The organism is Frankia sp. KB5 (genome assembly GCF_002099325.1).
Classification (GTDB): domain Bacteria; phylum Actinomycetota; class Actinomycetes; order Frankiales; family Frankiaceae; genus Frankia; species Frankia casuarinae.
Genome location: NZ_MRUJ01000142.1, coordinates 1 through 24,616 on the forward strand (window position 1 = coordinate 1; position 24,616 = coordinate 24,616).

Genomic DNA, 24,616 nt, shown 5'->3' on the forward strand with positions numbered 1-24,616 from the left:
ACGACCCCGACGCCGCCGAAACCCTCTGGCGCCACCACCTCACCACCACCCCCCACACCCCCCACCAACCCACCACCCCCCTCGACCTCCTCGGCTGAGCAGGGGCGTAGCCGGCCGCCCGGGAGACCGATTCCGCGGCCGGTCACCATCGGCCCACGCCCGGTTCGCCCGTCGAGATCCGCTGTACGCTGCGCGGCATGGGATCTGGGCGGGTACGGGTTCGATTCGCGCCATCTCCCACCGGCATCTTCCATGTGGGTGGGGCGCGGTCGGCGCTGTTCAACTGGCTGGTCGCGCGGCGCGCCGGCGGCGACTTCGTGYTGCGCGTCGAGGACACCGACGCGTCCCGCAACCGGCCGGAGTGGACCGACGGCATCATCAGCGCGCTGGACTGGCTCGGCATCAGCCCCGGCGGGTACGAGGGTCCGGTGCTRCAGTCGTCGCGCGCCGACCGGCACCGGGCCGCGGCCGAACGGCTGCACGCCGAGGGTCTCGCCTACTACTGCGACTGCACCCGCGAGGCCCTGGCGGAACGCACCGGCAACGCGCAGCGCGGCTACGACGGATTCTGCCGGGACCGCGGGCTCGCCCCGGGTCCCGGCCGGGCGCTGCGCTTTCGCACGCCGGACGACGGCGTGACGATCGTCGAGGACCTCATCCGCGGCACGCCGGAGTTCCCGAACGAGACCATCGAGGACTTCGTGGTCGCGCGGGCCGACGGGTCGGCGGTGTTCCTGCTCGCCAACGTCGTTGACGACCTGGAGATGGGGATCACCCACGTCATCCGGGGTGAGGAACACCTGTCGAACACCCCTAAGCAGCAGCTGCTCTGGGCAGCGCTCGGCGCGGACGCGCCGCCGGTGTGGGCGCACGTCCCGGTGATCGTCAACGAGAAGCGCCAGAAGCTGTCGAAGCGGCGCGACAAGGTGGCGCTCGAGTCCTACCGGGACGAGGGATACCTGCCCGCCGCCATGAAGAACTACCTGATGCTGCTCGGTTGGGCCCCGCCCGGCGAGGACGAGATCGTGCCCTGGGAAACGATCGAGTCCACCTTCGACCTTGCCGACGTGAAGCCATCGCCGGCGTTCTTCGACGAGAAGAAGCTCAAGGCGTTCAACGGTGAGTACATCCGGCGGCTGAGCGTCGCGGAGTTCATCGAGGCGGTCCGGCCCTGGCTCTCGGCGCCGGCCGCGCCGTGGGAGCCGGCCGCGTTCGACGCGGACGCGTTCGCAGCCCTCGCCCCCTTGGCGCAGAGCCGGGTCTCCGTGCTGTCGGAGATCGTGCCGATGGTCGACTTCCTCTTCCTGCCGGAGGCACCGATCGACGACGCGGCCTGGGCCAAGGCGATGAAGGGGCCGGCGGCGGAACTGCTCGCCGACGTCCACGACCTCTACGACAAGATCGAGTGGGAAGCCGAGACGTTGAAGGCCGGACTCACCGAGGTGGGCGAGCGGCACGGTCTCAAGCTCGGCAAGGCGCAGGCACCGGTGCGGGTCGCCGTGACCGGGCGGAGCGTGGGACTGCCCCTGTTCGAGTCGCTGGAGGCGCTCGGCCGGGAGACCACCCTGCGGCGGCTTGCCGAAGCGCGGGAACGGCTCACCGGCGGCTGACCTCACGCCGGTCCACGACAGCCTCGCGCGCACGCCGGTCCACAACGGCTTCGCGCGGCGGGCAGGGCTGAGCCCGGGTCGCGGCTGGGACGGGCCGCGACCCGGGCTGGGGAGACCCACCAGAAGCCGGGGTTACCTCTGGTGGATGAGGCTGCTTCAGTTCGCCAGCCGGGCGACAAGGACCAGCACACCCCGCTGGGCCTAAGAGATCCTTAAAACGAGCTCAAGACAAGCTGTGATCTTGCCGTCACGAGATGCCTCTCGATAGTGATCATTCCGCGATGTCGGGATATTGCCGCCAAGCGGGAGTCCACCGAACTTAGGGCTCACCGTGACCCTGGGTGGCTGATCCTCGGGGCGTGCGCTGGCGCGGGCTCARCCCGGACCAGTCGTCCGCCCAGGCCGCCAGCGGTTCCAGCACTCCCTGCAGGCGACGGCCGTGCGCGGTCAGCCGGTACTCGCCGACCTCGTCCACCTCGACGAGGCCGGCCTCGCGCAGCTCCCGCAGGCGTTGGGTCACCTGGGCCTGCGGCGCGTCGAGCCGCGCCACGAGCGCGCGGAACGGCAGGGCCGTCCCGCGCAGGTTCCAGTAGACGGCGAGGGCGAAACGCCGACCCAACAGGTCCACAAGACCGGCGAGGGCGGACGGTGCGCCGTCCGAAGTCTCGGGATGACCGGAGGCGTGCGGTCGTCCCGGCCCGTTCGGCCTCGCCTGCCTCATCGGCATGTCCCGCCGGGACCGCTCATCGGTGGTCTCCGGGGTCTCCGGGGTCTCCGGCGCGAGGGTGCCTCGATCAGCGGGCACCGACCGAACCGACGCCGTTGGATCCGACACCGTTGGATCCGACACCGTTGGAGCTGTGCGAGCCGAGGGGAGCGAACAGCCTGGTCGCGGACTGCCCGGCATGGGCACCAAGCAGGTCCCGGGCCTTCTGGTAGACGGTGGCCGCCTGCGCGGAGACGAGTCCCGCCACGCTCTGGACCTCCGGGCGCTCCTGGAGGTCACGGACCTGCCGCATGATGGCGTCGTAGTGCTCCCGGCCGGCCCGGGCGCCGAGGACGTATCCGAGACCGAGGGCCAGGATGACGCTGGGCCTGATACGCATGTTGCCTCCCAGGAGACCGAGGGACGTGCAGGCGGATGGCCGCCGGCCGCTTGACGTTGTGCCGTCGGGTTGATTCCTACCCCACGTCCAAGACCGCCCGAACCTCAGGTAGGCTGACGACGTCAGATGCACGGCACCCGATCCCGCGTAGCTCAATTGGCAGAGCAGCCGGCTGTTAACCGGCAGGTTATAGGTTCGAGTCCTATCGCGGGAGCTCACGCCCAGGTCACCGCCTTGATCGGCGATCACCTGTTGATCATTTCCACAGAGTACCCACAGAAAAGGTGGGTGCACCCTACCGCCCCTGTACTCATGATGATCAGGAGTGGCTCGGCGCTCACCATGCCGATCAGGGGATCCGAGACGCGGCAGGGTGATCGACGCGAGATCCTCCAGCCCGCCAGATGTGAGCCGTCACACGCGAAGGTCGCCCCACGTACGAAAGACCGCACGAGTAGCCGCGACACCAAGAGTGATACAGATCACTGGAACCCAGGATCTGACGGCCAGCGTTGCCGCACTGGCATTTGAAGTCCTGCCGGCCGATGGCCATGAGGACGAGGCCGCCACCGAGACGGTGCCCCTCGCCCGTTGGCACGCCCAGGGCGTAGGCCGGCCTCCTGCCCGACAGACCGCGCCCTGGCTCGACTCGTTCACCCCCGGCAGCAAGCAGGCACCGGAGACCGGGACAAAGCGTGGRAGGCTACGCCGCCCTCATGATCGGTTCGGTGGTTTCGTGGTCGGGACTGCCGCTGGGGTACCAGCGGGTGAAGTCGGCGTCCAGGTCGTTGTTGAGGACGCGGGTGCGGACCTGCAGTAGCAGGTGGGCGCCGCGGGGTGTCCAGCGCATCTGCTGTTTCTTGACCATGYGTTTGCTGATGATCTGGTTGACGGCGGATTCGGCGGTCGCGCTGGAGATTGCCTCGCCGCAGCGGCGCCGTTCGCCGTAGTTCGGGATCCGGGTGGTGTTCGCGTCGATGTAGCCGCGGAACTCGGCCAGCCTCTTGGCGAGCAGCTGCCGTTCGGGGCCGGGATCGGTGTGGCAGTCGAGGTCGGCGAGCAGGCCGTCGACGAGTTGGAGGGCGCGGAAGGTGTTGCCGTGCCAGAGCAGCCACTTGATCCGGGTGAGCTCGCTGTCGACCTGGGCGGCGGTCATCCAGGCCGGCCCGTCCTCTTTGTCTCCCAGGTCGGGGAGGCCTTTGGCGGTCTGGCGTAGGACGGTCAGGCGCATGGTGATGTGGAACCAGTCGAGCAGGTGTTCGGCCTGGGGGTTGAGGTACAGCGGCAGGTCGCGGATGTCCTCGCCGCCGTCGGACAGGAACGTGACCTGCTGGTTGTCGGCCATCCCCTGCGCTCGCAGGGTCTCGTAGACCCGCCGCTTGGGTTTGCGGTCGTGGGTCTGGACGAACGCGAAGCACTTGGCCGGCCCGCCGCCGGTGGGGGTGGAGCGGCCGACGATGACCTCGAACCAGCCGTCACGGCGCGAAGTCTGCCGGGCGGAGTGGACGTAGCCGCCGTCGATCCCGACGACCAGGGGCAGGTCGGGGCGGGGGAGCTCGGCCCAGTCTGCGGGGCAGGTSTCGATGAAGGCGAACCGTTCGTCGCCGAGCTCGCCATCGAGGCGTTCGCCGACCTGCTCGACATGGCGGCGTACCGCGGCGGCGTGCAGGTGCCGGCCCAGCGGGAACGCCTGTCCGAGCAGCTCGGCAGCCGCCTCGTAGGAGGTGTGTGCGGCATATGTCGCCTCCCAGCGCATCAGCTCCGGTGTGACGCGCTCGGGCAGCAGGGCGGTCAGCGGGCTGAACGTGCCTGCCTTTCCGGTGCAGGGGCAGCGCCACCAGCGGGGGCTGGGCAGGTGCAGGGTCCCGAACAAGGAGCGCAGCACGATCGTGCGGCTGTCCTTGTGCCGGTGGGCACGGCCGCAGCCCGGGCAGCGGGCCTGGGCTGCGAGCGCGGTGTCGACCTGTCCGGCGAACAGGTGCTGCTGTACACCGGCGAGGACCTGGTGGGCCTCGGCGACTCGTAGCCCGGCGCTCGCCGGGGTGAGGTCTTGGCGCTCGAGCACGCCGACCTCGTGGACGTCGGGGGCGGTGCCGTCTTCGCGGTCGATGACGACCTGAACGGTGACCTTCATGGTGGGCTGCCTCCCAGGGCCGGGTGGGTGTGCAGGGCGTGGTTGACCGCGGCCCGGTCGAAGCTGTCGATCCGGCTCCAGGCCAGCAGGGTGGCGAGTTCCTCGCGGTGGTCGGCCAGGTGCTCGCCCACCAGGTCGTCGCCGTCCGCTTCGAGTAACGGCGCGAGCAGTTCGGCCATCCGGGCGGCGACCGCGTAGGCCGAGTAGGTCTGGCGCAGGGCCAGAAACGCAGCTGGCCCGCCGCAGTCCTCCGGCGGCGCCGCCCGAGCACCGGCGATACAGACCGGATACTGCCGGCCCGGGTCGGCGGGCAGGATTTTCTCCACCCGGATGTCGTGGCGCCAGGCGTCATGGAAGTCGTACTCGTAGACGAACCGCTCACCGACCCGCAGGCCGAACTCGGCCAGCCGTATCCGCCGGGCGTCACGGGTGAACCCGGCGGCGCCGGGCCGGCCGAGCCCGTGCTCGACGCCGTGGATGGTGAACCGGTGCAGATGCTCATCGCTCCACCTGAACGCGACCTGCAGCACCGCGTGCAGCCCGGCGATGCTCGTCTGGTCGGACACGAGCAGCCGACGCCAGATCAGCGGGCTGATCCCCGCCAGCACCACCCGTAGCTGATACACCGCCGGCGAGGATGCGTGCGGTGCGTCCTCGGCCACGTAGGTCATCRTCCCGCCTGCCAGTCCGCGGACCCGACGCCCCCGACCGAAACGGCGGCGGGCGGAGGTTTCCTTGCCGAGGCCCATGACGGGAACGCGACTATGTGATCAGCCTGGGCGTCCCCTGCGGAGTTCCTCCCGATAGCCGCCGCGTCCGGGYGGGCCGACCTGGTGACCGTCCGTTCGGTCTCTCATAAATGACCAGTTGCGAGAGTTCTGCGACACCCCCGGACTGTGTCCGTTTCGCCCCGATTCTTGTTCGCAGAAAACCTCTCACAACTCCACGGTTCTGCGAGGCACTTCTGAGAGACTGATCGCATGGAGCTGGCGCCCGATCAAGCGGCAGACGCCGTAGAACGTCACGACTGCCCGAAGTGCGAAGCCTCCGCCGGCAGCCCGTGCCGCACCCGCGGCGGGAGGACCGCGACGAAGTACCACACCGCCCGCTTCACCCTCGTCCCCTCCCTGCGCGAGGAGCTGGACGTGACGGTGCCCGACGACCGCGGCCCCGGCCGGCCCTGGACACCACGCCCGCCGACCACGACGGCACCTACCCCTGCGCCCACCGCGACGGCGATCCGGATCGGCTACGCCCGCTGCTCCACCGCCCAGCAGGACCTCGCCAGCCAGATCGAGGCGCTGCAGGCCGCATACTGCAAACGGATCTTCTCCGAAAAGATCAGCACCCGGATCAAGGTCCGCCCCGAACTCGAGGGCGCTTTGCGGCTGGCCCGCGACATCAAACAGGCCGCCCCGGACCAGCCGGTGATCCTCACCGTCCACGAACTCAAACGTCTCGCCCGCAACGCCGCCGAACTGATGACCATGTCCGCCGCCCTGCAGGCCGACGGCCTCCAGCTCGAACTGCTCACCGGCCCACTCACCGGGATCTACGACCCCCACGGCATGGGCTCCATGCTCTTCGCCATCCTTGCCGTCGCCGCCCAACTCGACCGCAACTACATCCGCGAGAAAACCCTTGAAGGCCAGCAGACCGCCGCGGCCCGCGGCAACCACGGCGGCCGGCCCAAGGTCATCGACGACGACATGCTCGTCTTCGCCCGCGCGCTCAAGGACCGCGGCATCCCCATGCCCAAGATCGCCGGAAAACTCACCATCAAGACCGGAAAGAACGCCGGCAAGCACCCCTCGGTCGCGTCCCTGTACCGGGCCCTCGCCGACAACGCGACACCCTCGGCAGCGGCCCGGTGAGCACCCTCTCTTCTGGCCTGGTGCCCGTTCACGTCGGACAGCCGGAGCCCGGCTCCGACGACGATCAACAGCTGCGGGCGCGTGCAGCGCAGCCCGATCGGCGGGAGCGCCGTGAAGCGGCGCCGCGGGTGCCGGGCAACCTTGACTGGCAAAGGCACGGACTGCAGCCACGCTGGTTGGGCATGGAGACCAGCGATTGCGTGGTGGCTATCGAGCCTGCCGGACCCTTCAGCGGCCAGAGCGCCGATGAACGCCGGCGCTTCCTCGCAGGCGCGGAACGCCGGGGCGAGATGGCCCTGGTCGTCTCACTGATCGGCAACACTGATGATGATCATCCCCGTAGCCCGCTGTCTTCATACAGCGCCAGCATCCCCGTCGGTGGTGGGATTCTGCCCAGATCCGTCACGGGCCGAAGACTGCCGACCGGCCCCCTACTGGAACTCGCGTCCGAACTCGGGCCGGCCGACCGGGACCTCGCCCTGCGACTGCGCAACCGACCACCCACCGCCCCGTGGTGGGCACTGGAACTGCGGGACATGAGCGCGGAATGGGTCGGCCCTGCTGGGGTGACACGCCTCATGTCGCGAGGCCGGCTGGAGCCGATTCTGGTCAACAACCTCGGCGAGCCGGTCGCCGGAGCCTGGGTACCCCCAGACGGACGTCAGCGCTGGTACGTCCTGCCGGACGGCATCGACTGGAACACCGTGCTCGACTGGCTGATGCAACACGCCCTGCCCCAGTTCGCCCCGACAGCCCTGCGCCGGGCCCGATCACCGCGTTTCGCCGATCCGGACCTGCAGACCCGCGACGAACTCGTCGCCCGCCAGGAACTAGCCGACCTAGAGGCACACTACGCCGAGGAGAAACTTCGGCTCAAGCAGCAGCTACTCGCGGCCCAAGCGCAGGCAGAACCGCTCCGGCACGGACTGCTATACGGCTCCGGCACCCCGCTCGTAAATGCCGTACACGCAGTGCTCACCGCCGCAGGAATGCACGTGGTCGATCTAGACCTGGAACTGGGCGCCACGAAGTCAGCCGACCTGCTTGTCAGCTTGGACGACACGGGTCCATGGCGCCTCGTCGAGATCAAAAGCGCCGGCGGCAGACCATCGGAGAATCTGGTCGTTGACCTGCAACGGCATCTGAACACATGGCCGCAGCTGCGGCCCGAGCGCCCAGTGGCCGGCGGCGTTCTGATCGTCAATCACCAGCACAAACTCGACCCCTCGGAACGCGACATCGAGGTCTACACCCGGCAGGAGTTCGTCGACACGCTGCAGATTACTGTCCTGAGCACCCGCCACCTGTTCGACTGGTGGCGCCTCAGCGACTGGGCCGCCATCCGCACAGCCGTCCTCGGCCGGGACATCACCCCAGCGACCCCTGCCGCCACGACACCAACGGACCCGTCAGTTCCCGCAGGCGCAAAGAGCCGCTGGTGGCAACGCCGTACCTGACCGGTGCCGATCGGGAAGCCACCGAACCGATCATGAACGCGGCGTAGCCTCCCACGCTTTGTCCCGGGCGCCCTCTACCTGCAACTTCACATCAGCGATCTTCGCCATGTGACCACGAACTGCGGAACCCGGGAGCCACGGATTTGTCGAAAGGCGAGCTAAACGAGTGCGACCGGGGTGGGATCCTTGCACTCGACCGCGAGGACCCCCTCGTCGGCGCCAACTTCACTCCAGCAGCCCGGCAGCCACTCGTACCATCTCTGCGGCTGGAYGCCCGCAGTCTGCATGGTACCCACCGGGACCACGGCAGACCCGTTCTTTCCGTGGGCCACGTAGTTCAACTGGACCTCCCACGAGATCAGATCCCGACTGGCGGTCGCCACGATGTCGAGGACCTCGACCTCGCCTTTGGCTAGGGTGAAGTTGATTCCCTTCCGTGTGCCGCCCGGCGTCCGTGACCAACGAGCCACGGGTTCCGCGTCGTCGAGGTCTATGTGCACGTGCCGGACGTCCACCTCGCCGGCCGACGGCCGGCGGACCGGAATACCACACTCGGGCAGCTTGTCTCGTGCCAGGATCCGAGCCCGAAGGCCGGTGAGAAGCACGGTCCCGTCCGGCGAGGCTCCCTCGAGAGAAATCCTGAATCTACTGCGGCCGACCGGGACGCCGCCGGCGGACGAGCACAGGGCGTAGAAATCCTCGTCCGACCCGGGCGGGCTGGTCAGATCTGCCGTGCGCGGCAATAGGTAGTCCAGCGAATCGTCCGAGAAGCTTGATATCTTCATCGGGTTGAGCTCGACCGCGATATTCAGGTAGGTCGGGACCTGGAGACCCCGCGCGATCTTTCCGAGGAGCTCCGGAACCAGGTGGTTGATGGCGGCGGTCGCCGTACCTGCGAGAACGAATGCGCCAGCCGCTGCGGCCGGCACGCTGTCGGACAGGAAATACACCAGGAATATGCCGGCGGCGACCAGGACGGCTGCGGCAAGCAGGATAAAAACCGTGGCGGTGCGATTCGGGCGCCGGTCTTCCCGCAGTTTCATGTGAATTCGACCTTCTTTTCGGAGGTGGGACGGACTCTCTTGAGAATGAATTGCGACCCGGTACCGCCCGCGTCACCGGCCAATATTCCAGAGCCTTATGCGACAGGCCTCGGCTACCAGCAACGAGCTGCCGTCGCCCGAGAAGTGCAGGCTCGGGTATGTTTGAACGTCGGTGAGGGTGGTCAGGTTCGACCAGCTCTCAACGTCGCGAACGTGGACCCTCCCGGTGCACCAGAATGCTATTCGGTGGCCGGACGGATCCAGCGCCACCGGCCAGACCTTGTCGTCCCCGACGTAGGAATCCCGTACCGGCTCGAGACTGCTCGTCTCGACGGCCAGTATGCGGCCGCCTCGTGTTCCCCAAGCGGCCATGCTTGAATTCTCGGAGAGCGCCGCGCTCTGCATTCCGCCGCCGACCTCCCAGGGTGAATGTGTGAACTCGCCGGTGGCCCGGTCCCACGAAAACAGGCCTTCACGGGCGATGGCGCGGACTACGTCGCCATTCGGGGTGAAGGCGCAGTCCGAAAAGTGCGTGATTCCGCCTTCGAAGAGCACAGGCTTATAGCGGTCAATGCGAGCCTCTTCTCCGCGGTCAGCAACCGTTGTTGTTCTGACGTCCGCCCCGGCTATGGCCAGAAGCGAGGAGTCGGGGCTGAACCTGACCACAGAAGATCCGAAGGCGATGTGGTCGAGAGTGCGGCCGGACGGAGGGTACRAAGTGTCAAAATCATTCCTCTCCGGCGGGAGCTGCCACAAGCTCACGCAGCCATCGAGAGTCTTCGAGACCCCCCACTCCCCGGCGGTCGTGCTTCGAAGGCTCAGTATCCAACCGCCTGGCTCCTCCGGAAAATACTGGATGCGGCGCTCATCGCTGCCAAGATTCCATTGGCCGGGATTCGGCGGGTCCGGCTCCAGCCATTGCGTCCTGAGTCGCCAGATCCAGCTCGAGTCATAAGCCAGCACATGGGAACCATCCGCAGCAAGTGCCGCGTACTGGTAGCCAACCGGCGGCCGGTCGATCTGTAGGTCGGGAGATCCGCGCGAAGGAAGATCGGTGGGTTGCTCCTCGACCGTCGGCTCCGGATGGCGGAAGAGTGGGCACATGGCCGGGCCTCGCTTTCTGTGGACGCTCCCGCTGGCTCGTGCCGGGAACGGCAAGATGGCGGACTCGCCTCCGGGGCTGTCCTGACTAGGGTTCCCGACGCGTCGGGAACTAATAGCTACGAGCTGCGACTGCGGCGTATGGGTGGGTTCGTCGGCGGCCGGCCGGACATATGGCAAGCGCGGCGTAGCCTCCCACGGTTTGTCCCGGTCTCCGCACCGCTGCGAGGGAAGGGCGCTCGCCACAGCGGCCGAGCCGACCTGGGACCGGCTACCCCTCAGYCACTCCTCAGCTCGGGCTACTACGCGCCCACCCCGCCCGCACTCATCGGCCAGCCGCGAGCTACTGCCGCCACCAGACACACGGCCCCTACTACCAAACCTGGATCCGCGCAGCCCAGCGATCGGCCATTCCAACTGCAGCCATACGAAGATCCCTGCGACTGTACTGCAGTACTAGAAGTCATCGCGGTGCTCCTCAAACCACCGATGAACATCTTCCTCGCGCCATTTTATGTATTTTCCGATCCGCACGCCCGGGGGCCCCTTACGTTCGGCGCGCCACTTATATATGGTTGACTTTGAGACTCCCAGGAAATCAGAGAGTTCGCCGGTCCCCCAGAGCCGGGAAGGACGATCAGGTCCTCCCGCTGCTTCGCTGATGTCCGCCACAGCACACGCTCCCCTTCCCTCTGGATGCGCACCCGCCAGATCCGGGACGGTCCCGGCCCAGGGTGAAGCGCACCGAGGACGGACCGCGGAAGACCGGACAGGCCGATGGGCGCARCATCTCACCCATAGCTACATGTGCAGCGCAGACGGTGCACCGGCTGTCGCTGCGCATGGCTGCTCGCCCGACACGCCGGTCGCCCGCCAACGCGGCACCTCTCCGACGCCCCAGACCAAGGTCACCTCGAGAATCGAGCAGCCCGGCAAGAATCACGCCGAGATCCTTCCGGTCATTCTCGCGGGCGCATGGCGCGGCTCTCGACCCTGCTCGCCGCCGCCGCAGTTCGTCCCCGGAATTGTCCTCGCAATGACGTCACGGACATCTCCACGGCCAGCGGCGCTGGGGCTCCCCGCCACGTAGCCTGGCCAACGGCCGGCCGTGCGGGTGCTCGACGATGTCGCCCTTTCGCTCGATAGTCCGCCGCTGCGGGTATTCCGGTCGTCGGGGCGTCTGCACTTCATCGGTCGTGAGTCTCTGTGACCGGCAGCCGTGTCCGCTGTCCTCGTTCGGTGCGGGGCGATGATCGCCGTGGTGCCGCCTCTGCCGTCGTCGGTGAGCGTCACTGTGGAGACGGCCGGTGGGTACTGGAGTCTGTTTCGGGAACCGTCCCCGGACAACCAGGTCGTCGCGTTCTACCAGCCGTTGGGGCCCGATGCGACCGAGGGCGCCCCGCAGGGCCATGTCCGCGGTTCGACGTGGCAGGTGGAGGAGGGGCTCGGCTTCCCACTGCCCCGCGACGTTCACCTCGCGCTGCACGCGGACGACACCTCCTCGTCCTTCACCTGGCCGGCCCGGGCAGACGTCCCGGTCGAATCCGCCGGCGTGCTGCCCGACGACTCGAGCCTGGCCACCCGGGCGCGATGATCACCAGGTGCACACGCCGCGGTCCGGCCCGCAGACGTACGGCCGGATGCTGCACGCCGTGCCACCTCTGCGGAGCTGGGAGAACGACCGGTACCGGCTGGACATCCTCGACACTGCCATTGCTCCAGGGCCGGGATGGCACCATGGGCACCTACCGCGTCTGGGTCGACGGCCGCATCATCCTCGCCGGCGACGACCTCGACCTGACAACCGTGGACCCGCTGTCCGACGACGCCCTGCGCCGCCTCGCCGGGCAGCTGCTGTCCTGGGAACGGGCCCCCCGCGGCTACACCGCGCGGCAGATCACATTCCTCCAGGACGACCTCGCCGCCCTCCAGACAGCGCTCGCCATCCCGGTGCCACCGTACCCACCCGGCACCCGCATCCGAGCACACGGCGTCACGGACGGAACCACCTCACTGGGCACCACCATCACCACCGCACGCGACAACACCGGGAACCTTCACTACGTGTGGCGACCCGACGTCTACGACCTCCCCGGCCACCCCTACCGCCACCACCACATCGACCACACCCTGACCTCCCCCGAACGCCTCGTCGAACCCACCCTGGAAGGCCCGGACACCGCGGTCGACGGCCCCAACGCCCCGGCGGTCCTCACCTACGGCGGCCGGATCCGCGCGCACGAGGTCGAACCGATCGCCGGCTCCGCCTGGCCGACGATCGACTCCCTCCTCGCCGCCCGCACCGCCGCCCACCTTCCCCTGGCCGACGAGGAACTCCTCGTCGCCCTGCGGGAACTGACCACCACGACCCGCGGGCCCCTGGGACCGGCGGTGAACAGGCCCGCCCGGCCGATCCACTCCTTCGACGTCACCCTCGACCCCCACTCCCCCGAACTGCCCGCATCCGCCTTCGACTGGTTCCGACGCGACGCGGCCACCCGACCCGCCTTTCTGACCGTCACAGGCGACACCGTACGGATCCTCGACGCCGCCCATGGCTTCATCGACGTGAGAGCAGCCGCCCTGCAGGAAGCTCTGCGACGCTCCGACGCCGACCTCGCCACCCTCCTCGCCCGCCATTCCACCGTCGTCCTTGACGGCGCCGAATCACAACTCACCAAAGCCGCCCTCGCCGCGGCCCACGTTCCTGACATCACCACCCCAGCCGACGGCCTCAGCCCGCCCCCGCCGACGGCGGGCGATCCGGACCCGCCGTTCGAACTGGACTTCTGACGGGACGGCAGGGCGGGAATGGCCCCGTGACGCCGGGTCGGCGATCCGGAACCATCCCCAGTTCAGGCAAGCGTGACGGCGAGGACGGCGGTCACGATCATCACGGCGACCACCAGACCGACGACGAGCGCCAGACGATCGCCGGCCTTCAGCGCGTCGGAGACGTCCCGGACCAGCTCCCACTCCGGATCCCCATCCGGCACCCACCCGTCGTCGAGAAAATTCTCGCCGCTCCCACGGCTGCCGCCCCCACGTCGCCACCACCAGGGTCGCGTGGGTCGACGACGTTCGCCGTCCGGCGCGTTGCCCCGGTAGGCCGCCGGCGAGGTGCCCGCTTGGTGGCGGGTCCTTTTCCGGCGGCCCAGCCGAGTCGGCTGTGGCGCAACGGTTGTCTGACCTGGGCGCCACGATTCGAACAGGCCCTTCGACGGGCGGCGGAGGCCGCCTCGGCGCACCATTCCCGCCGGCCGAACCCCAGTCACTCTTCCGTCACCGTCGAATGCTGAAGAGGTAGGTCCCGCCATGACCTCCGGCGGCGACTATCGGGATGACTGGATGAAACGCGCAGGTGGCAAAGCTCTCGGCGGTGCGGATCGCCGCGGTGTTCGTGCCGGTGGAGACGTCCCACAGGCGAAGTGTGCTGTCGTCGGAGGCGGTTGCGAGCTGGCTGCTGTCCGGGGAGAACGTGAGGGCGTTGACGCGGTCGGTGTGGCCGGACAGAACGCGGCCGGTGCCGTCAGGAATGTGCCACGTGCGGACTTGGTGGTCGGTGGAGGCGCTGGCCAGGATGCCGCCGTCGGGCGAGAAGCGTAAGGCGTTGACGCGGTCGGTGTGGCCGGGAAGGGTGCGGCTGGTGGCGGCCGGAATGGTGGTCAGTGTCAGCGTGCCGTCCTCGGCGGCGGAGGCCAGCATCGTGCCGTCCGGGTGGAACTCCACGGCGGTGACGGCGCTGTGGTGGCGAACGAGGAGTCGGCTGGTGCCGGTGGCGACGTCCCAGAGCCGGACCGCGCGGTCGTGGGGGCCCGTGCCGGTGGCCAGGTGGCTGCCGTCGGGGGAGAACGCGATGGCGCTGACCCAGTCGGTGTGGCCGGCGAGTACGCGGTTGGTGGCGCGGGCGATGCCGGTGGGGATGTTCCACAGGCGGACGGTGCCGTCGTCGGAGGCGGATGCCAGCTGGTCGCCAGTTGGTGAGAACACGACGATGCTCACGCCGCTGGCGTGACCGGTCAGGGCGGTCCCGGTGGCGGTGCTGATGTTCCAGAGCCGGATGGTGCCGTCGTTGGAGGCGGAGGCGAGGATGACGCCGTCGGGAGAGAACGCCACTGAGCCGGCCCAAGCGGTGTGGCCGGTGAGGGTGCGGCTGTCGTGGGTGGTGACATCGGTCAGGTGGATGGTGCCGTCGCTGGCGGTGGAGGCCAGCAGGTGGCCGTCTGGGGAGAAGCGACTGCGGTGATCCGATCGGTGCGCGCGGTGTGGGCGTGGCGGACGCCGGTCGGGATGTCCCAGACGTGGACGGTGCCGTCGCTGGAGCCCGCTGCGAGCAGCCTGCTGTCCGAGGACAGCGCGATGGCGTTCACTCGGTCGGCTTGGGCTGTGAGCGCGTGGCCTTCTCCTGTACGGACGTTCCACAGGCGGACGGTGCCGTCGTCCGAGGCCGATGCCAGCAGCATCCCGTCCCGGGAGAAGCGTGCCGTGTTGACGGCGCCGGTGTGTCCGGTGAGGACTCGGCTGGTGCCGATGGCGACGTCCCAGAGCCGGACCGATCGGTCGTGGGGACCGGAGCCGGTGGCCAGCAGCCTCCCGTCCGGTGAGAAGGCGACAGCGTTCACGAGATCGGTGTGTCCCGCCAGGACGCGGACCGGCAGGTCGGCGGAGGCATGGCGAGCGTTGGCGCGGACCTCCCACACCCGGACGGTGCTGTCGTGGGAGGCGGTCGCGAGCAGCGTCGCGTCCCCGGAAAACGTGATGGCGCTGATGACCCCGGTGTGACCGGGAAGGATGCGGCGGCGCCCGTCGACCACATCCCACAGCGAGACAGCGCCGTCGGTCGAGGCGGTGGCCACCTGGACTCCGTCTGGCGAGAACGCCACCGCGCTGACGGCGCCGTCGTGGCCCCCGAGGACGCGGCTTACGCCGGTCGTGACGTCCCACAGGCGGGCCGTGGTGTCGTCGGAGCCTGTGGCGAGCAGAGCGCCGTCGGGGGAGAACGCGAGCGCGCCGACGATGTCGGTGTGGCCGGCGAGGGCCTGGGCTGTTCCGGTGACGACGTCCCACAGCCTGACCGTCCGGTCGTAAGAGCCGGTGGCGAGCAGGGTCTCGTCTGGGGACAGCGCTGCGGCGGCCACGATATCGGTGTGCCCGCGCAGGGTGCGGCTGGCGCCGGTCGCGACGTCCCACAGCCTGACCGTCGTGTCGTCCGAGACGGAGGCGAGGAGGCCGCCGCCCGTGGAGACCATGACCATGGTGATTCCGCCGGTGTGGYCGGTGAGAGTCCGCAGATGCGCGGGGTGCGGGAGGTCGGGCATCGGCCCGTGTGGCTCGAAGCGGACACCGCTGAACCCGGACCGATACTCCGCCACGATGCGGCCGAGGCCGGGGACGTCGGCGAGACGGCTCGCGAGCGTCGCCGCCAACGATGCGCCCGGGCTGAGTGGGGTCAGTAGATGCGCAGCCTGGCCCACCGCGCGACGCAACGCCGCAGCGGTCGGCGTGCCCACTCGGGCGAGGTCCGCCTCGATCCCGACGGGGTAGCCGAACCGGGAGATCGCCGATTCGATCCATCGAAGGTCGCAGACCGTGGCAGCCGCTTCGTCGGTCAGGCCGGCGGCGGTCAGATGGTAGGCCAGATTGCGACGAAGGTAGTCACCTGCGACGCTGCCCGGCAGCTCCCACCAGGGTGTGAGTGGGACAGGATCATCCGCGGCGCGGACGACTCCCGTGCCCGCGGCGGGCAGAAGACCGCGGGCGGTGGCGAGAAGTCGGTGGTTGGCGTCGGCGACGCTGGCGGGGCCGAGTGTGACCAGCAGGTAGCTTCGCAGGACGTCGTGCAGGCGCAGGGCGGGTTGGCCCGTGACGAATCGCCCGACGGCCAGCCGTAGGTGGACCAGCCGACGGCGGAACCGCTCCACTCGGGCGCCGGCGAGTCCGCTTCCAGCCCACAGCAGTGTGAGAACGTCGAGGGGGACGTCGGCGTCCTCGGGGAATACCGCGAGGTCCAGGTAGTGCCCGCGCTGTGCCTCGGTCAGCAGGCCGATGCTGGCCTCCATGGTGGCTGCCACCGCGTGGGACCGCGAGGCCGGATCGTGGACCGCGTCGGGATCGTCGAACGCCACCGGACCGGTCGCGCTCAGCTCCTGGACCGCCCAAGCCACGGCCTCCCCAACCGACGCGCCCTCGTTGACAAGTTCGACCAACGCGGCGTTCACCAGGCCGAGCAGCACCGGCCACCGTCCGGTCCAGCGCAGCAGCCCCGCCATCGCGACGTCGTCAGACGGTAGGTTCGCGGCCAACGTTCGTAGGGCCTCGTCTGTGCTCATCTCGTCCACCAGCACCCGCCGGCCGCCGGCTGGGACCACGCCCACCGTGCGGGTCGTCACGAGCCGCCGGCAGGTACGTCCACCCACCAGGAACGGTGCGAGCTGCTCGGGCCGCCACACGTCGTCGACGACGAGCAGCATCGGGTCCCGTTCGTCGAGGAGACTGCCCAGCAGGCCACCGGCGATCATCGGATCGGACTCGGTGATGTGCTGCCCGGACAGCACTGCGGCCAGACCGCCAACCAGCCCGGCGAGGTCCGCGCCGGCGGCAGCCTCCCCCACCGTCACCCACAGCAGTCCTCCCGGAAAGCGGGCGTCGACTTCCGGGCTGCGTGTGACCTCGCTCGCCAGCGTCGTCTTGCCGAATCCTCCCGCGCCCTCCACTGCCGTCGTCACGCCCACCGCGCGGTCGTCATCGGCGATCAGCGCGGCCAGAAGTTGCGCGGTCAGCTCCGGGCGCGGCACAACGGGACCAGAGCGCTGGGGTGCCATCCATGGTCTGCGGACGCCGCGCCGCGCGTCCCCACCAAAGTTGTTGATCTGGGTGTTGCCAGTGCCGACCTGCAGTCCCCGAGCGTCGGGAGCGTTCACCTCCGGGGCGTTGCCGCCGTCAGAACCGGTTGATCTGCACATTCCCGTCCCCGACCTGCACGCCTTTGGCGTCACGCAGATCGACCTGGAATCGGCCAGCAGCAGCGGCGGCCGGGTCCACCAGCTCCCAGACCCGCCGTGCCGCAGCGAGCACCTCGGCGTCCTCGCGGGCCGCCGAGGCGGACAGCTCCGCCCGGAACCGCTCCTCCTCGCCCGCCGGATCCTCCTCGAACCGATCGACGGCATCGCGTCGACCCTCGCGGCTTAGGAACCCGACGAGCCGCTCCCTCAACGCTGCGTACGCGCCGGTCACCGCCGACTGCGCCGATTCGGTTACACCTGCGCCGGCTCCCGCCAACAGCGCTCCGATGATCATGCTTACCGGGTCCATCCGCACCACCCCCCGCACGTGCGCCCTCACTTCTCCGCCCAGAACTACCACGACAGACCGATGCTGACTGTCAGCGTAGCGACCGTAGTCGAGAGAAGGGGTGCTAGAACGGGCGGGCGAGACTCGTTAGCCACGCCTGCCACGACGCGGACCGGGGCGCGGGACCGGGCTGGACGGCGACGCCCAGCCATTCGGACACGGAACGGATGCCATAGAGGGCGTTGAGCAGCCACACCTCGCAGCCGGCGAGGTCCTCGACCCGACGGCGGACATGACGGACCTCAACGCCCATCTCCCGCGCCCGTTCAACGACCAATCCCAGGGTGATTCCGGGAAACGCCCGCAACCGCGGATCCGGTGCGTACAGCCGCTCGGTATCCCACCAGCACACACTCGACACCGAGGCTTCGATGACCAGGCCGGTTTCCGTCGCCAGCAGCATCTCGTCGGCGCCCTGTGGCGCCAACCCCAACCTCAGATCGCTGAGGCGCCCCAGGTCAGGGCCCTTGACATGCGGCGAGCGGCGCGGGTCAAGGACCRGTGCCGCCCAGACCCGCGCACTCGTCTCCAGCGGCGGGCATCGCCGCACCCGAACGCGAAGCCGTGGGCTCTCCACCGTCCCCACCAGCTCAACCCGCGGAAACCACTGACCATCACGCGGTATACGGTCCATCGACGCCGTCCAGAATGCCTGGAGCTCTCCGTCATCCAGGCCCGCGTTCGCCTGCCCCGCACGCCCCAGAGCGCTCACACAGGCGTTGAGGAAACGATCACGATGGCGGTCCAAGGCGCGGACGCGACCATCCGCGACCAGCCAGGAATCCGCCGCCAGGAGAAGCTCACCCTCGTCTTCGCTGGCCGCGAGACCCAGCCCCGGCAGCCACGCTTCCAACGCGAGAGTGTCCCCGGCCGCCGCCGTTGGGCCGGAAACCCCAGAAGAAGGCGCCGACGGCGCCTCTCCCGCCGAAGCCGCGCCTGGAACACCAGCGGTCGTCATTGCCGCCCACCCCCCGGGAAGCCACACGTTCGGCAGTGAATGTACCGGGATCGTGGCAGACCAGTCGATCCCCAGCGCGAACTCAAGCGCCTGCTTGCCCTCCACGGGCGTGGGGAGGACTTCGCCGCGCTCAATGCTCGGCGCGTCGCGGGCGGATCACCCCCAGGTGCGTGGGGAGGACCCCTCTGCGCTGGCTCGCCTAGCAGCCCGACTTTTGTGTGATCGATTGAGTTGTAGGGCTGCAGCCTGGCGCTAGTGGCTGGCTTGTGCGCGCGCCTGGCGAGGCAAACTGCCGCCATGCGTGGCCAGCAGCTGGGTGCTGAGGGGTCAGGCGGACCGCAGCGCGCCACCCAGGAGAGCGGYGATGTTACCCGGGGTGATGCAGTCTCGTTCCGCCTCGGCGCCTTCCCCAGGGGGCCGGGGTAGGCGGGGGTGGCCCAGGTGCGCGGCGGAGGACAGAGGGGGCCACAGCAACGAAGGGACGACCTCCTCTGCGGGTGTTTCGCTAGGTCAGCAGGGGTGGGTAGTGCCGAACAGCTTCTTCGTGGTGGTGGGAATGACGATCTGCCGCCGCGCGGACGATCGTGGAACGGTCCTGCTTCACCTACCGTCAGTGAGGACCGAGCCCATGGCGAGGATCGCCAGCAGAACGCTCCACGACCATCCCTCCAAAGCCGCGCAGGTCGACCGGCCGGCCCGGCCTCGCCGATCGAGAACCGCCTTCGCGGGATCCGGCCGGCCCTCGCGGCCCCGTTCCTGATGGGCTCCGACGCCGGCGAGCCGATAGGCGCCGAGGAACCGAACGTGGCACGGGTCTACGACGCACTCCTCGGCGGGGCGCACAACTTCCCGGCCGACCGGGAGGCCGCGGCGAGGATCGAGCGGACGTGGCCGGGAAGCCGCGAAGGCGCCCGGGTCAACCGGCTGTTTCTGGGCGAGGCGGTCCGCTTCCTCGCCGGACAGGCCGGTACCCGCCAGTTCCTCGACATCGGGTCGGGCATGCCGATCATGGGCAACGTCCACGAAGTCGCCAGCGAGCTGGCCACCAACACGAGGGTCGTCTATGTCGACCACGACCCGGTCGTAGTCGCCCACAGCCAGGTCCTACTCACGTCAACCCCGGGCGCGGCCGCCGTGGAGGCCGACCTCGCCGACCCCCCGGACGATTCTGGACGATCCGCGGGTCGCCGCGATGCTGGACCGGGCACAGCCGGTAGCGTTACTGCTCGTCGCGATCCTGCATTTCTTCCCCGACGACACCGGTCCGCAGCAGCTCGTCGCGCAGCTGCGGGACGCGCTGCCCGCCGGTAGCTACCTGGTCCTGACCCACGCGACCGGCGACGGGCAGCCCCGCGACGTCGTCGAGGCCGCCGAAACCTATCGGCGTACGACCGCGCGGTTCCAGCTACGTAGCCGTCGCGAGGTGCTGGGATTCTTCGACGACTGCACCCTGGTCGAGCCGGGCCTGGTCCTGCTGCCCGGCTGGGAGCAGGACCGGCAGCGCCGCCGCACCACGACCGAGGGCCGGCTGGCGGTCTACGCCGGGGTCGGACGAATCTGGTGAGCCCGACCTCCCCAGGCCTGACCCGGCTGTCGGACGCCGATGCCTGGCGCCTGCTGGTGCGGGCCCAGACGCGGATCGCCACCGCGATCGCACAGCTGTGGCCGCACTCCGACGCGGTGTTCAGGAAGACAGTCGCCGTCGACGGCGCGTTTCGGCGCCAGGTCAGCGTCGCCGGCGCATCCCTGTGCGCGACGGTGCGGCCACACCCATCCGACCTGACCCRTGCGGCCGACAGCGACCATGCTGCCCTCGACACCACGCAGACGACGACCAGGAAGCCGCGCCGTGCCGGACAGAGCGCGAAGCGGCGCAGCTCCAGGCACTGGCCACCTACAGCGGCCTACGCGTGCCAGAACCCGTCACCCTCACCAACGGGGTGATGATCACCCCATGGGTGGGCGGCACAAGTCTCGCAGGCCGGCTACGGGCCGACCCGGCGACGCTCACCGAGCTGCTGGCAGCGCTGATGGACGACCTGGCAGAACTGCACCACGACCCAGCCGACCAGCTCCGCCAGGTCGCATCACCCCAGGCAGGTCGGGCCATGCCGCTGGTGGTCGCCACGGCGCTGAACCGGTCGGCCACCGACATACCAGCCCGGCAGTCGATGACGGCTGAGGCCGGGGAGCTCCGCGCGCTTGTGGGAACCCTGTCGACACGCCTCGCCCGACTGGCACCCCAGCTGGACTCGACGATGTTCACTCGCGCGGGAGTGGCCTTCGGGCAGCTCACCCCCTCACGGGTGCGCTACACCGACCCGCACAGCCGGGCAGTGCTCATATCACCGATCCTTGGACCGGGCGGGGACCTCGCGGACAGCGCCACGCTGCTCGGTCATCTGCACCTGTTCGCCGTCACCTGCCCGCCGGCCCTGCGCTCCGACCTCACCGAAGGGATCGAGGCCTGGCTGTCGGGTCGGCTGGCCGCCTGCCGCAGCACCTGGCGGGAATGGCTGTACGCCGTTCTCACGCTCTGGACCGCCACCGTCCACACCGCCGTCCTCGACGCGCTGACCCTGCCCCTCGATCTGGCCACCGCCCGCCTGCGGGCCCATCCCCTCCCCGCACTGACCGTCCTCGACAGCCTCACCCGGGACCTCCGCCGCCGCGGGCCCGGCGCGGCACTGAACGCCACCCTCGCCGCGCTCACCGACACCGTCGAACACGACAACGCCGGCCCGGCGGAGACGACCACGCCCCGCTGATCGCGACTCTCTCCCTGCCCGTTCCCCTGAGCGAAGGCACCTCCCGATGACCCTCACAACTCACCGTCACCCGAACCGCCGACATCAGCCCCTCGGCCGCCCCTCCACCCACCCCACAGCCCGGTGATCACCACACTGACCGTGCGTCACCCCACCCACGAGCCGGGGCGCTACTCGGCGAACCACCCGTTCGAACAGCTCCGCAGCACAGCCGCCCACCATCTGCGAACCCACGCCCCACGCGACGGCATGTGCACAGGCTGCGGACACCGCTGGCCATGCCGCACCGCGGTGCTCGCCGACCACAACCTCACCCTCGTCCACGACCCCGACGTTCTCGAACCCGACACCTACACGATCGCTCTCACCGCGCCCGCGCTATCCGACCTGCCCATCCACCCCTTTCACCGCCAGGTCCGGCACTATCCCGCCGTCCCCCGCTCCGCCAGCACCGCCCGCAGCGACGTCGCCACCCAGCTGCGCCGCTGGAACCTGGACGAGCTCGCCGACACCGCCATGATCGTGGCATCGGAACTGATCACCAACGCGGTCGCCGCCTCCCAGCACACACCGCCCACGCACGGCAACGCCACGACGTCCCGCGTCGCGGTCACCCTCACCTACCACCACCACAACGTGATCATTGAGGTGTGGGACAGCGCCACGCAGGACCACCCGACCCTGCGTGCCGCCGGCCCAGACGCCGAAAACGGCCGCGGCCTGCACATCGTCGCCACCCTCACCCGCCATCTCGGCTACCGCCAGATCCATATCAGCTCCCGCGACGGCAGCCTCCAGACAACCGGCACGATCGTCTGGGCCCTCCTACCTCGCACCACCATCCCCGCCCCCCAGCTGCACCCCACCACCCGCACCAGCCGCCTCCCGCGACGCCATCCACCCACCCCCCAGCCCGACGGCCCACCCGTCAACGACGGCGCCGACATCGCGCTGCTGCAACGGACCAGCCGCGGCCTGCGCACCCTCGACGGCACCCCGCGCCGAGAACGTGAGGAAGCCGTCCGATGAGCAACGACGCCGCCCCTTCCTGCCCGCCGTGGTGCGACCAGYCCGCCGACCACCTGTACGTCGAGCCCGCAGGCCCCGGCGACTACCGCCTCTCCGAGTTCACCACCATCGACCTGCCCCACCTCCACGGCCTACGTCACGAGAACTCGCTCCAGATCACGATCGAGCAGTACGTCACTGCCACGACCACCTACCAGACCGTGATCGCCCTGGGTTACGGCGCCGAAGGCGCGGACGATGCCGAAACCCTCACCCTCGACGAAGCCGATGCCCTCGCCGCCGCCCTCACCAAGGCGGTCACCCGAGCACGCAACGCCTCCATCGGCCAAACGCCGAACGACGATGGCGCCGCGTGACGCAGCGCCCGAGCCCCCGGCTCTGTTCCGATGGGTGGCAGGGCGGTTACGGTGAACATGGACGGGCTGCCCGAAGGGCGAGGGATCGGTCCTGGCGACAGATCCGGGCGGCGGGGAGGTGGTATGCGTCAGCCCAGCAAGCAGGCGGAGCGCGACGAGCTGCGGACGCGGATGCGCGCGGCGGGCATGTCCCACGACTAAATCGCGGTCGAGTTGGCCCGCCGCTACAACTACCGTCCTCGCGCCGCCCACCGTTACGCCCGAGGCTGGACCCAGGAACAGGTCGCGAACCGTCTCAACGCACACGCCGCCCACGCCGGCCTCGACCCCGACGGTACGGCGCCCATGACCGGCCCGAAGCTGTCAGAGATCGAGAACTGGCCGCTTCCGAACAATCGCCGCCGACCCACCCCCCAGATCCTCGCCGTCCTCGCCGAGGTCTACGACACCAGCATCCACGCCCTGCTCGATCTCGACGATCGAGAACACCTCAGCCCCGCCGATATGCTCCTCCTTGACAAGATGCCAAGAACGGCGCGGACGCAACCCACCAGGCCGACGGCGCAGATGACGCACCACAGCGACGAAACCGACGCCGGCATGATGGTCGAGCCCGCAGCCGTCGGGGAAACCCGGTCGCCGCTGGAACTGCCCTCGACATCTGTCGGCCGCCTTCCCGATCAGACGACAGGCATGACGGCGTGGGAAGAGGCGCCGACGACGGAAGTGGCAGACAAGATCACCAGAAATGATCTCGCTCTTGATCGCCGTGAGGCGGTTCGCGTCATGGCGGATGTGATCGCCGGCGCTGCCCTCCTCGAAGGAGCGGAGCGCTGGTTGACCACCACCGAGCCACCCACTGGTCAGCGTCGCACCGCGGGCGTTGGTGTTGAGGAAGTCGAAGAGATCGAACTGGCCGCGCGGACCTTCCGGGCGTGGGACCACCAGTTCGGCGGGGGGCTTCGTCGTAAGGCGGTCGTGGGTCAGCTCGCAGAGATCGCGGATGAGCTCCGCGACTTCTCACATCCACAGGACCTGACCCGGCGACTGCACGGCGTGATGGCCGATCTTGCTGAGATCGCTGCGACGATGTCCTGGGACTCGGGGCAGGGAGGACTAGCGCAGCGCTACTATCTGCTCGCTCTTCGGTCAGCCAAGGCGGCGGGCGATCCCGTGTTCTGCGCGAACATCCTGGCCGGCATGGCACGGCAGCAGTTCTACCTCGACCGTACGGTCGAAGGACTCGAACTCGTCCGCCTCGCACAAGGCGTCGCCGGCACTCAGGCGACACCAGCGGTGCGCGCGATGCTGTTCACGCGCGAGGCGTGGGCCTACGCGCTGCAAGGCCGGCTCGCCGCCTTCCGGCGTGTAACAAGCCGGGCGGAGGACACCTTCCGTGACGTCGACGCGGCCGTCGAGCCCTTCTGGATCTCCTACTTCGACCAGGCGGAACTGGCAGGGGTCACCGGAGGCCGCCTTCTCGACATCGCGCACCAGGCGCCCGAGCACGCCGACGAGGCAGCCACCTGGCTGAGCCAGGCCGTCGAAGCTCGGGACGTCACCAGCGTCCGCAGCACAGCCCTTGATCAACTCGGGTATGCAGAGATCAGACTGGTGCAGGGCGAATTCGACGAGGCCGCGCGGCTGGGCCACGCTGCCGTCACGATGGTCGAGCGGACGCGGTCCAGCCGCGTGCGGGTCAAGCTAGGCCAGTTCCATCGGCATGCCGAGTCCCGAACGTCGGCTCGCCCCATCGCCGATCTGTGCGCGAGGATCACACCCATACTTCGCACCGAGCGAACCGCGTCCCGGACAGTCGAGACCTGAGGA

Annotated in this window: 24 protein-coding genes and 1 tRNA gene; 13 read left to right on the plus strand and 12 right to left on the minus strand. The window is 69.3% G+C overall.

All coding sequences use genetic code 11. From position 1 onward, the window contains the following. The first annotated feature begins 197 nt into the window (after positions 1-197). The gene (gene gltX / locus KBI5_RS14685) at positions 198-1,610 is read left to right on the plus strand and encodes a glutamate--tRNA ligase (protein WP_011437604.1); all 1,413 of its coding nucleotides are present in this window, start codon (positions 198-200) and stop codon (positions 1,608-1,610) included. A gap of 319 nt (positions 1,611-1,929) precedes the next feature. Here gltX and KBI5_RS14690 read toward each other — a convergent pair whose 3' ends face one another. Both KBI5_RS14690 and KBI5_RS14695 read right to left on the minus strand, forming a co-directional pair. Continuing rightward, complete coding sequence (locus tag KBI5_RS14690) at positions 1,930-2,415, minus strand: winged helix-turn-helix transcriptional regulator (protein WP_035734274.1); 486 nt, start codon at positions 2,413-2,415, stop codon at positions 1,930-1,932. Further along, entirely contained in the window at positions 2,405-2,716 is a 312-nt protein-coding gene (locus tag KBI5_RS14695) for a hypothetical protein (protein ID WP_023841941.1), read from the minus strand. The genes KBI5_RS14690 and KBI5_RS14695 overlap by 11 nt, the downstream gene beginning before the upstream one ends. A gap of 141 nt (positions 2,717-2,857) precedes the next feature. Here KBI5_RS14695 and KBI5_RS14700 point away from each other — a divergent pair. Then, positions 2,858-2,930 (plus strand) — tRNA-Asn (locus KBI5_RS14700). 489 nt (positions 2,931-3,419) lie between these two features. On the opposite strand, the gene KBI5_RS14705 is transcribed toward KBI5_RS14700, so the two are convergent. Next, the gene (locus tag KBI5_RS14705; RefSeq protein ID WP_085015543.1) at positions 3,420-4,850 is read right to left on the minus strand and encodes an ISKra4 family transposase; all 1,431 of its coding nucleotides are present in this window, start codon (positions 4,848-4,850) and stop codon (positions 3,420-3,422) included. Then, positions 4,847-5,512, minus strand: coding sequence for a plasmid pRiA4b ORF-3 family protein (locus KBI5_RS14710; protein ID WP_198537711.1), 666 nt, complete (start codon positions 5,510-5,512; stop codon positions 4,847-4,849). The genes KBI5_RS14705 and KBI5_RS14710 overlap by 4 nt, the downstream gene beginning before the upstream one ends. A 318-nt stretch (positions 5,513-5,830) precedes the next feature. On the opposite strand from KBI5_RS14710, the gene KBI5_RS14715 reads away from it, so the two are divergent. Then, positions 5,831-6,724 carry a recombinase family protein gene (locus tag KBI5_RS14715; RefSeq protein ID WP_085015545.1) on the plus strand — a complete coding sequence of 298 codons (894 nt, stop codon included), beginning with the start codon at positions 5,831-5,833 and terminating at the stop codon, positions 6,722-6,724. Positions 6,725-6,927: 203 nt separating this feature from the next. Next, on the plus strand, positions 6,928-8,181 hold the full coding sequence (locus KBI5_RS14720; protein ID WP_116289921.1) for a hypothetical protein: 1,254 nt from the start codon (positions 6,928-6,930) through the stop codon (positions 8,179-8,181). Between the two features lie 158 nt (positions 8,182-8,339). Here the strand turns inward: KBI5_RS14720 and KBI5_RS14725 are convergent, their stop codons facing one another. The 3 genes from KBI5_RS14725 to KBI5_RS28745 all read right to left on the minus strand — a co-directional run bounded on the left by KBI5_RS14725 (position 8,340) and on the right by KBI5_RS28745 (position 11,120). Continuing rightward, complete coding sequence (locus KBI5_RS14725; protein WP_085015546.1) at positions 8,340-9,224, minus strand: hypothetical protein; 885 nt, start codon at positions 9,222-9,224, stop codon at positions 8,340-8,342. A gap of 72 nt (positions 9,225-9,296) precedes the next feature. Continuing rightward, a complete protein-coding gene (locus tag KBI5_RS14730; RefSeq protein ID WP_085015547.1) occupies positions 9,297-9,890 on the minus strand; it encodes a hypothetical protein in 594 nt (197 codons plus the stop codon). A gap of 891 nt (positions 9,891-10,781) precedes the next feature. Then, positions 10,782-11,120: a helix-turn-helix domain-containing protein gene (locus tag KBI5_RS28745; RefSeq protein WP_347272508.1), complete on the minus strand. Its 339-nt coding sequence runs from the start codon at positions 11,118-11,120 to the stop codon at positions 10,782-10,784. 466 nt (positions 11,121-11,586) lie between these two features. Between KBI5_RS28745 and KBI5_RS14740 the strand changes: the two genes are divergently transcribed. Both KBI5_RS14740 and KBI5_RS14745 read left to right on the plus strand, forming a co-directional pair. Beyond that, entirely contained in the window at positions 11,587-11,919 is a 333-nt protein-coding gene (locus tag KBI5_RS14740; RefSeq protein WP_133057037.1) for a hypothetical protein, read from the plus strand. A gap of 143 nt (positions 11,920-12,062) precedes the next feature. Further along, positions 12,063-13,118 (plus strand): hypothetical protein, encoded by a 1,056-nt coding sequence (locus KBI5_RS14745; protein ID WP_157902515.1) that lies wholly within the window; start codon positions 12,063-12,065, stop codon positions 13,116-13,118. Between the two features lie 62 nt (positions 13,119-13,180). Here the strand turns inward: KBI5_RS14745 and KBI5_RS26365 are convergent, their stop codons facing one another. The 5 genes from KBI5_RS26365 to KBI5_RS14765 all read right to left on the minus strand — a co-directional run bounded on the left by KBI5_RS26365 (position 13,181) and on the right by KBI5_RS14765 (position 18,633). Further along, complete coding sequence (locus tag KBI5_RS26365) at positions 13,181-13,321, minus strand: hypothetical protein (protein ID WP_157902516.1); 141 nt, start codon at positions 13,319-13,321, stop codon at positions 13,181-13,183. 286 nt (positions 13,322-13,607) lie between these two features. Continuing rightward, the gene (locus tag KBI5_RS14750; protein WP_198537712.1) at positions 13,608-14,441 is read right to left on the minus strand and encodes a WD40 repeat domain-containing protein; all 834 of its coding nucleotides are present in this window, start codon (positions 14,439-14,441) and stop codon (positions 13,608-13,610) included. 59 nt (positions 14,442-14,500) lie between these two features. Continuing rightward, positions 14,501-17,245 (minus strand): NB-ARC domain-containing protein, encoded by a 2,745-nt coding sequence (locus tag KBI5_RS14755; protein ID WP_198537714.1) that lies wholly within the window; start codon positions 17,243-17,245, stop codon positions 14,501-14,503. A gap of 19 nt (positions 17,246-17,264) precedes the next feature. Next, positions 17,265-17,636: a hypothetical protein gene (locus tag KBI5_RS14760; RefSeq protein ID WP_133057038.1), complete on the minus strand. Its 372-nt coding sequence runs from the start codon at positions 17,634-17,636 to the stop codon at positions 17,265-17,267. Positions 17,637-17,739: 103 nt separating this feature from the next. Continuing rightward, positions 17,740-18,633 carry an aminotransferase class IV gene (locus tag KBI5_RS14765; RefSeq protein WP_133057039.1) on the minus strand — a complete coding sequence of 298 codons (894 nt, stop codon included), beginning with the start codon at positions 18,631-18,633 and terminating at the stop codon, positions 17,740-17,742. Between the two features lie 759 nt (positions 18,634-19,392). Between KBI5_RS14765 and KBI5_RS14770 the strand changes: the two genes are divergently transcribed. The 7 genes from KBI5_RS14770 to KBI5_RS27900 all read left to right on the plus strand — a co-directional run bounded on the left by KBI5_RS14770 (position 19,393) and on the right by KBI5_RS27900 (position 24,613). Continuing rightward, positions 19,393-19,944 carry an SAM-dependent methyltransferase gene (locus tag KBI5_RS14770; RefSeq protein ID WP_277870104.1) on the plus strand — a complete coding sequence of 184 codons (552 nt, stop codon included), beginning with the start codon at positions 19,393-19,395 and terminating at the stop codon, positions 19,942-19,944. Beyond that, the gene (locus tag KBI5_RS28420) at positions 19,826-20,197 is read left to right on the plus strand and encodes an SAM-dependent methyltransferase (RefSeq protein ID WP_277870105.1); all 372 of its coding nucleotides are present in this window, start codon (positions 19,826-19,828) and stop codon (positions 20,195-20,197) included. Before KBI5_RS14770 ends, KBI5_RS28420 begins: the two co-directional genes overlap by 119 nt. Further along, entirely contained in the window at positions 20,194-20,577 is a 384-nt protein-coding gene (locus KBI5_RS14775) for a hypothetical protein (RefSeq protein WP_085015554.1), read from the plus strand. Before KBI5_RS28420 ends, KBI5_RS14775 begins: the two co-directional genes overlap by 4 nt. Then, positions 20,544-21,401 carry a hypothetical protein gene (locus KBI5_RS14785; RefSeq protein WP_133057040.1) on the plus strand — a complete coding sequence of 286 codons (858 nt, stop codon included), beginning with the start codon at positions 20,544-20,546 and terminating at the stop codon, positions 21,399-21,401. The genes KBI5_RS14775 and KBI5_RS14785 overlap by 34 nt, the downstream gene beginning before the upstream one ends. 123 nt (positions 21,402-21,524) lie before the next feature. Beyond that, entirely contained in the window at positions 21,525-22,430 is a 906-nt protein-coding gene (locus KBI5_RS28425) for an ATP-binding protein (protein ID WP_085015557.1), read from the plus strand. Then, entirely contained in the window at positions 22,427-22,786 is a 360-nt protein-coding gene (locus KBI5_RS14795) for a hypothetical protein (protein ID WP_085015558.1), read from the plus strand. The genes KBI5_RS28425 and KBI5_RS14795 overlap by 4 nt, the downstream gene beginning before the upstream one ends. A gap of 213 nt (positions 22,787-22,999) precedes the next feature. Continuing rightward, entirely contained in the window at positions 23,000-24,613 is a 1,614-nt protein-coding gene (locus KBI5_RS27900) for a helix-turn-helix transcriptional regulator (RefSeq protein ID WP_241882916.1), read from the plus strand. Positions 24,614-24,616: the final 3 nt, after the last annotated feature.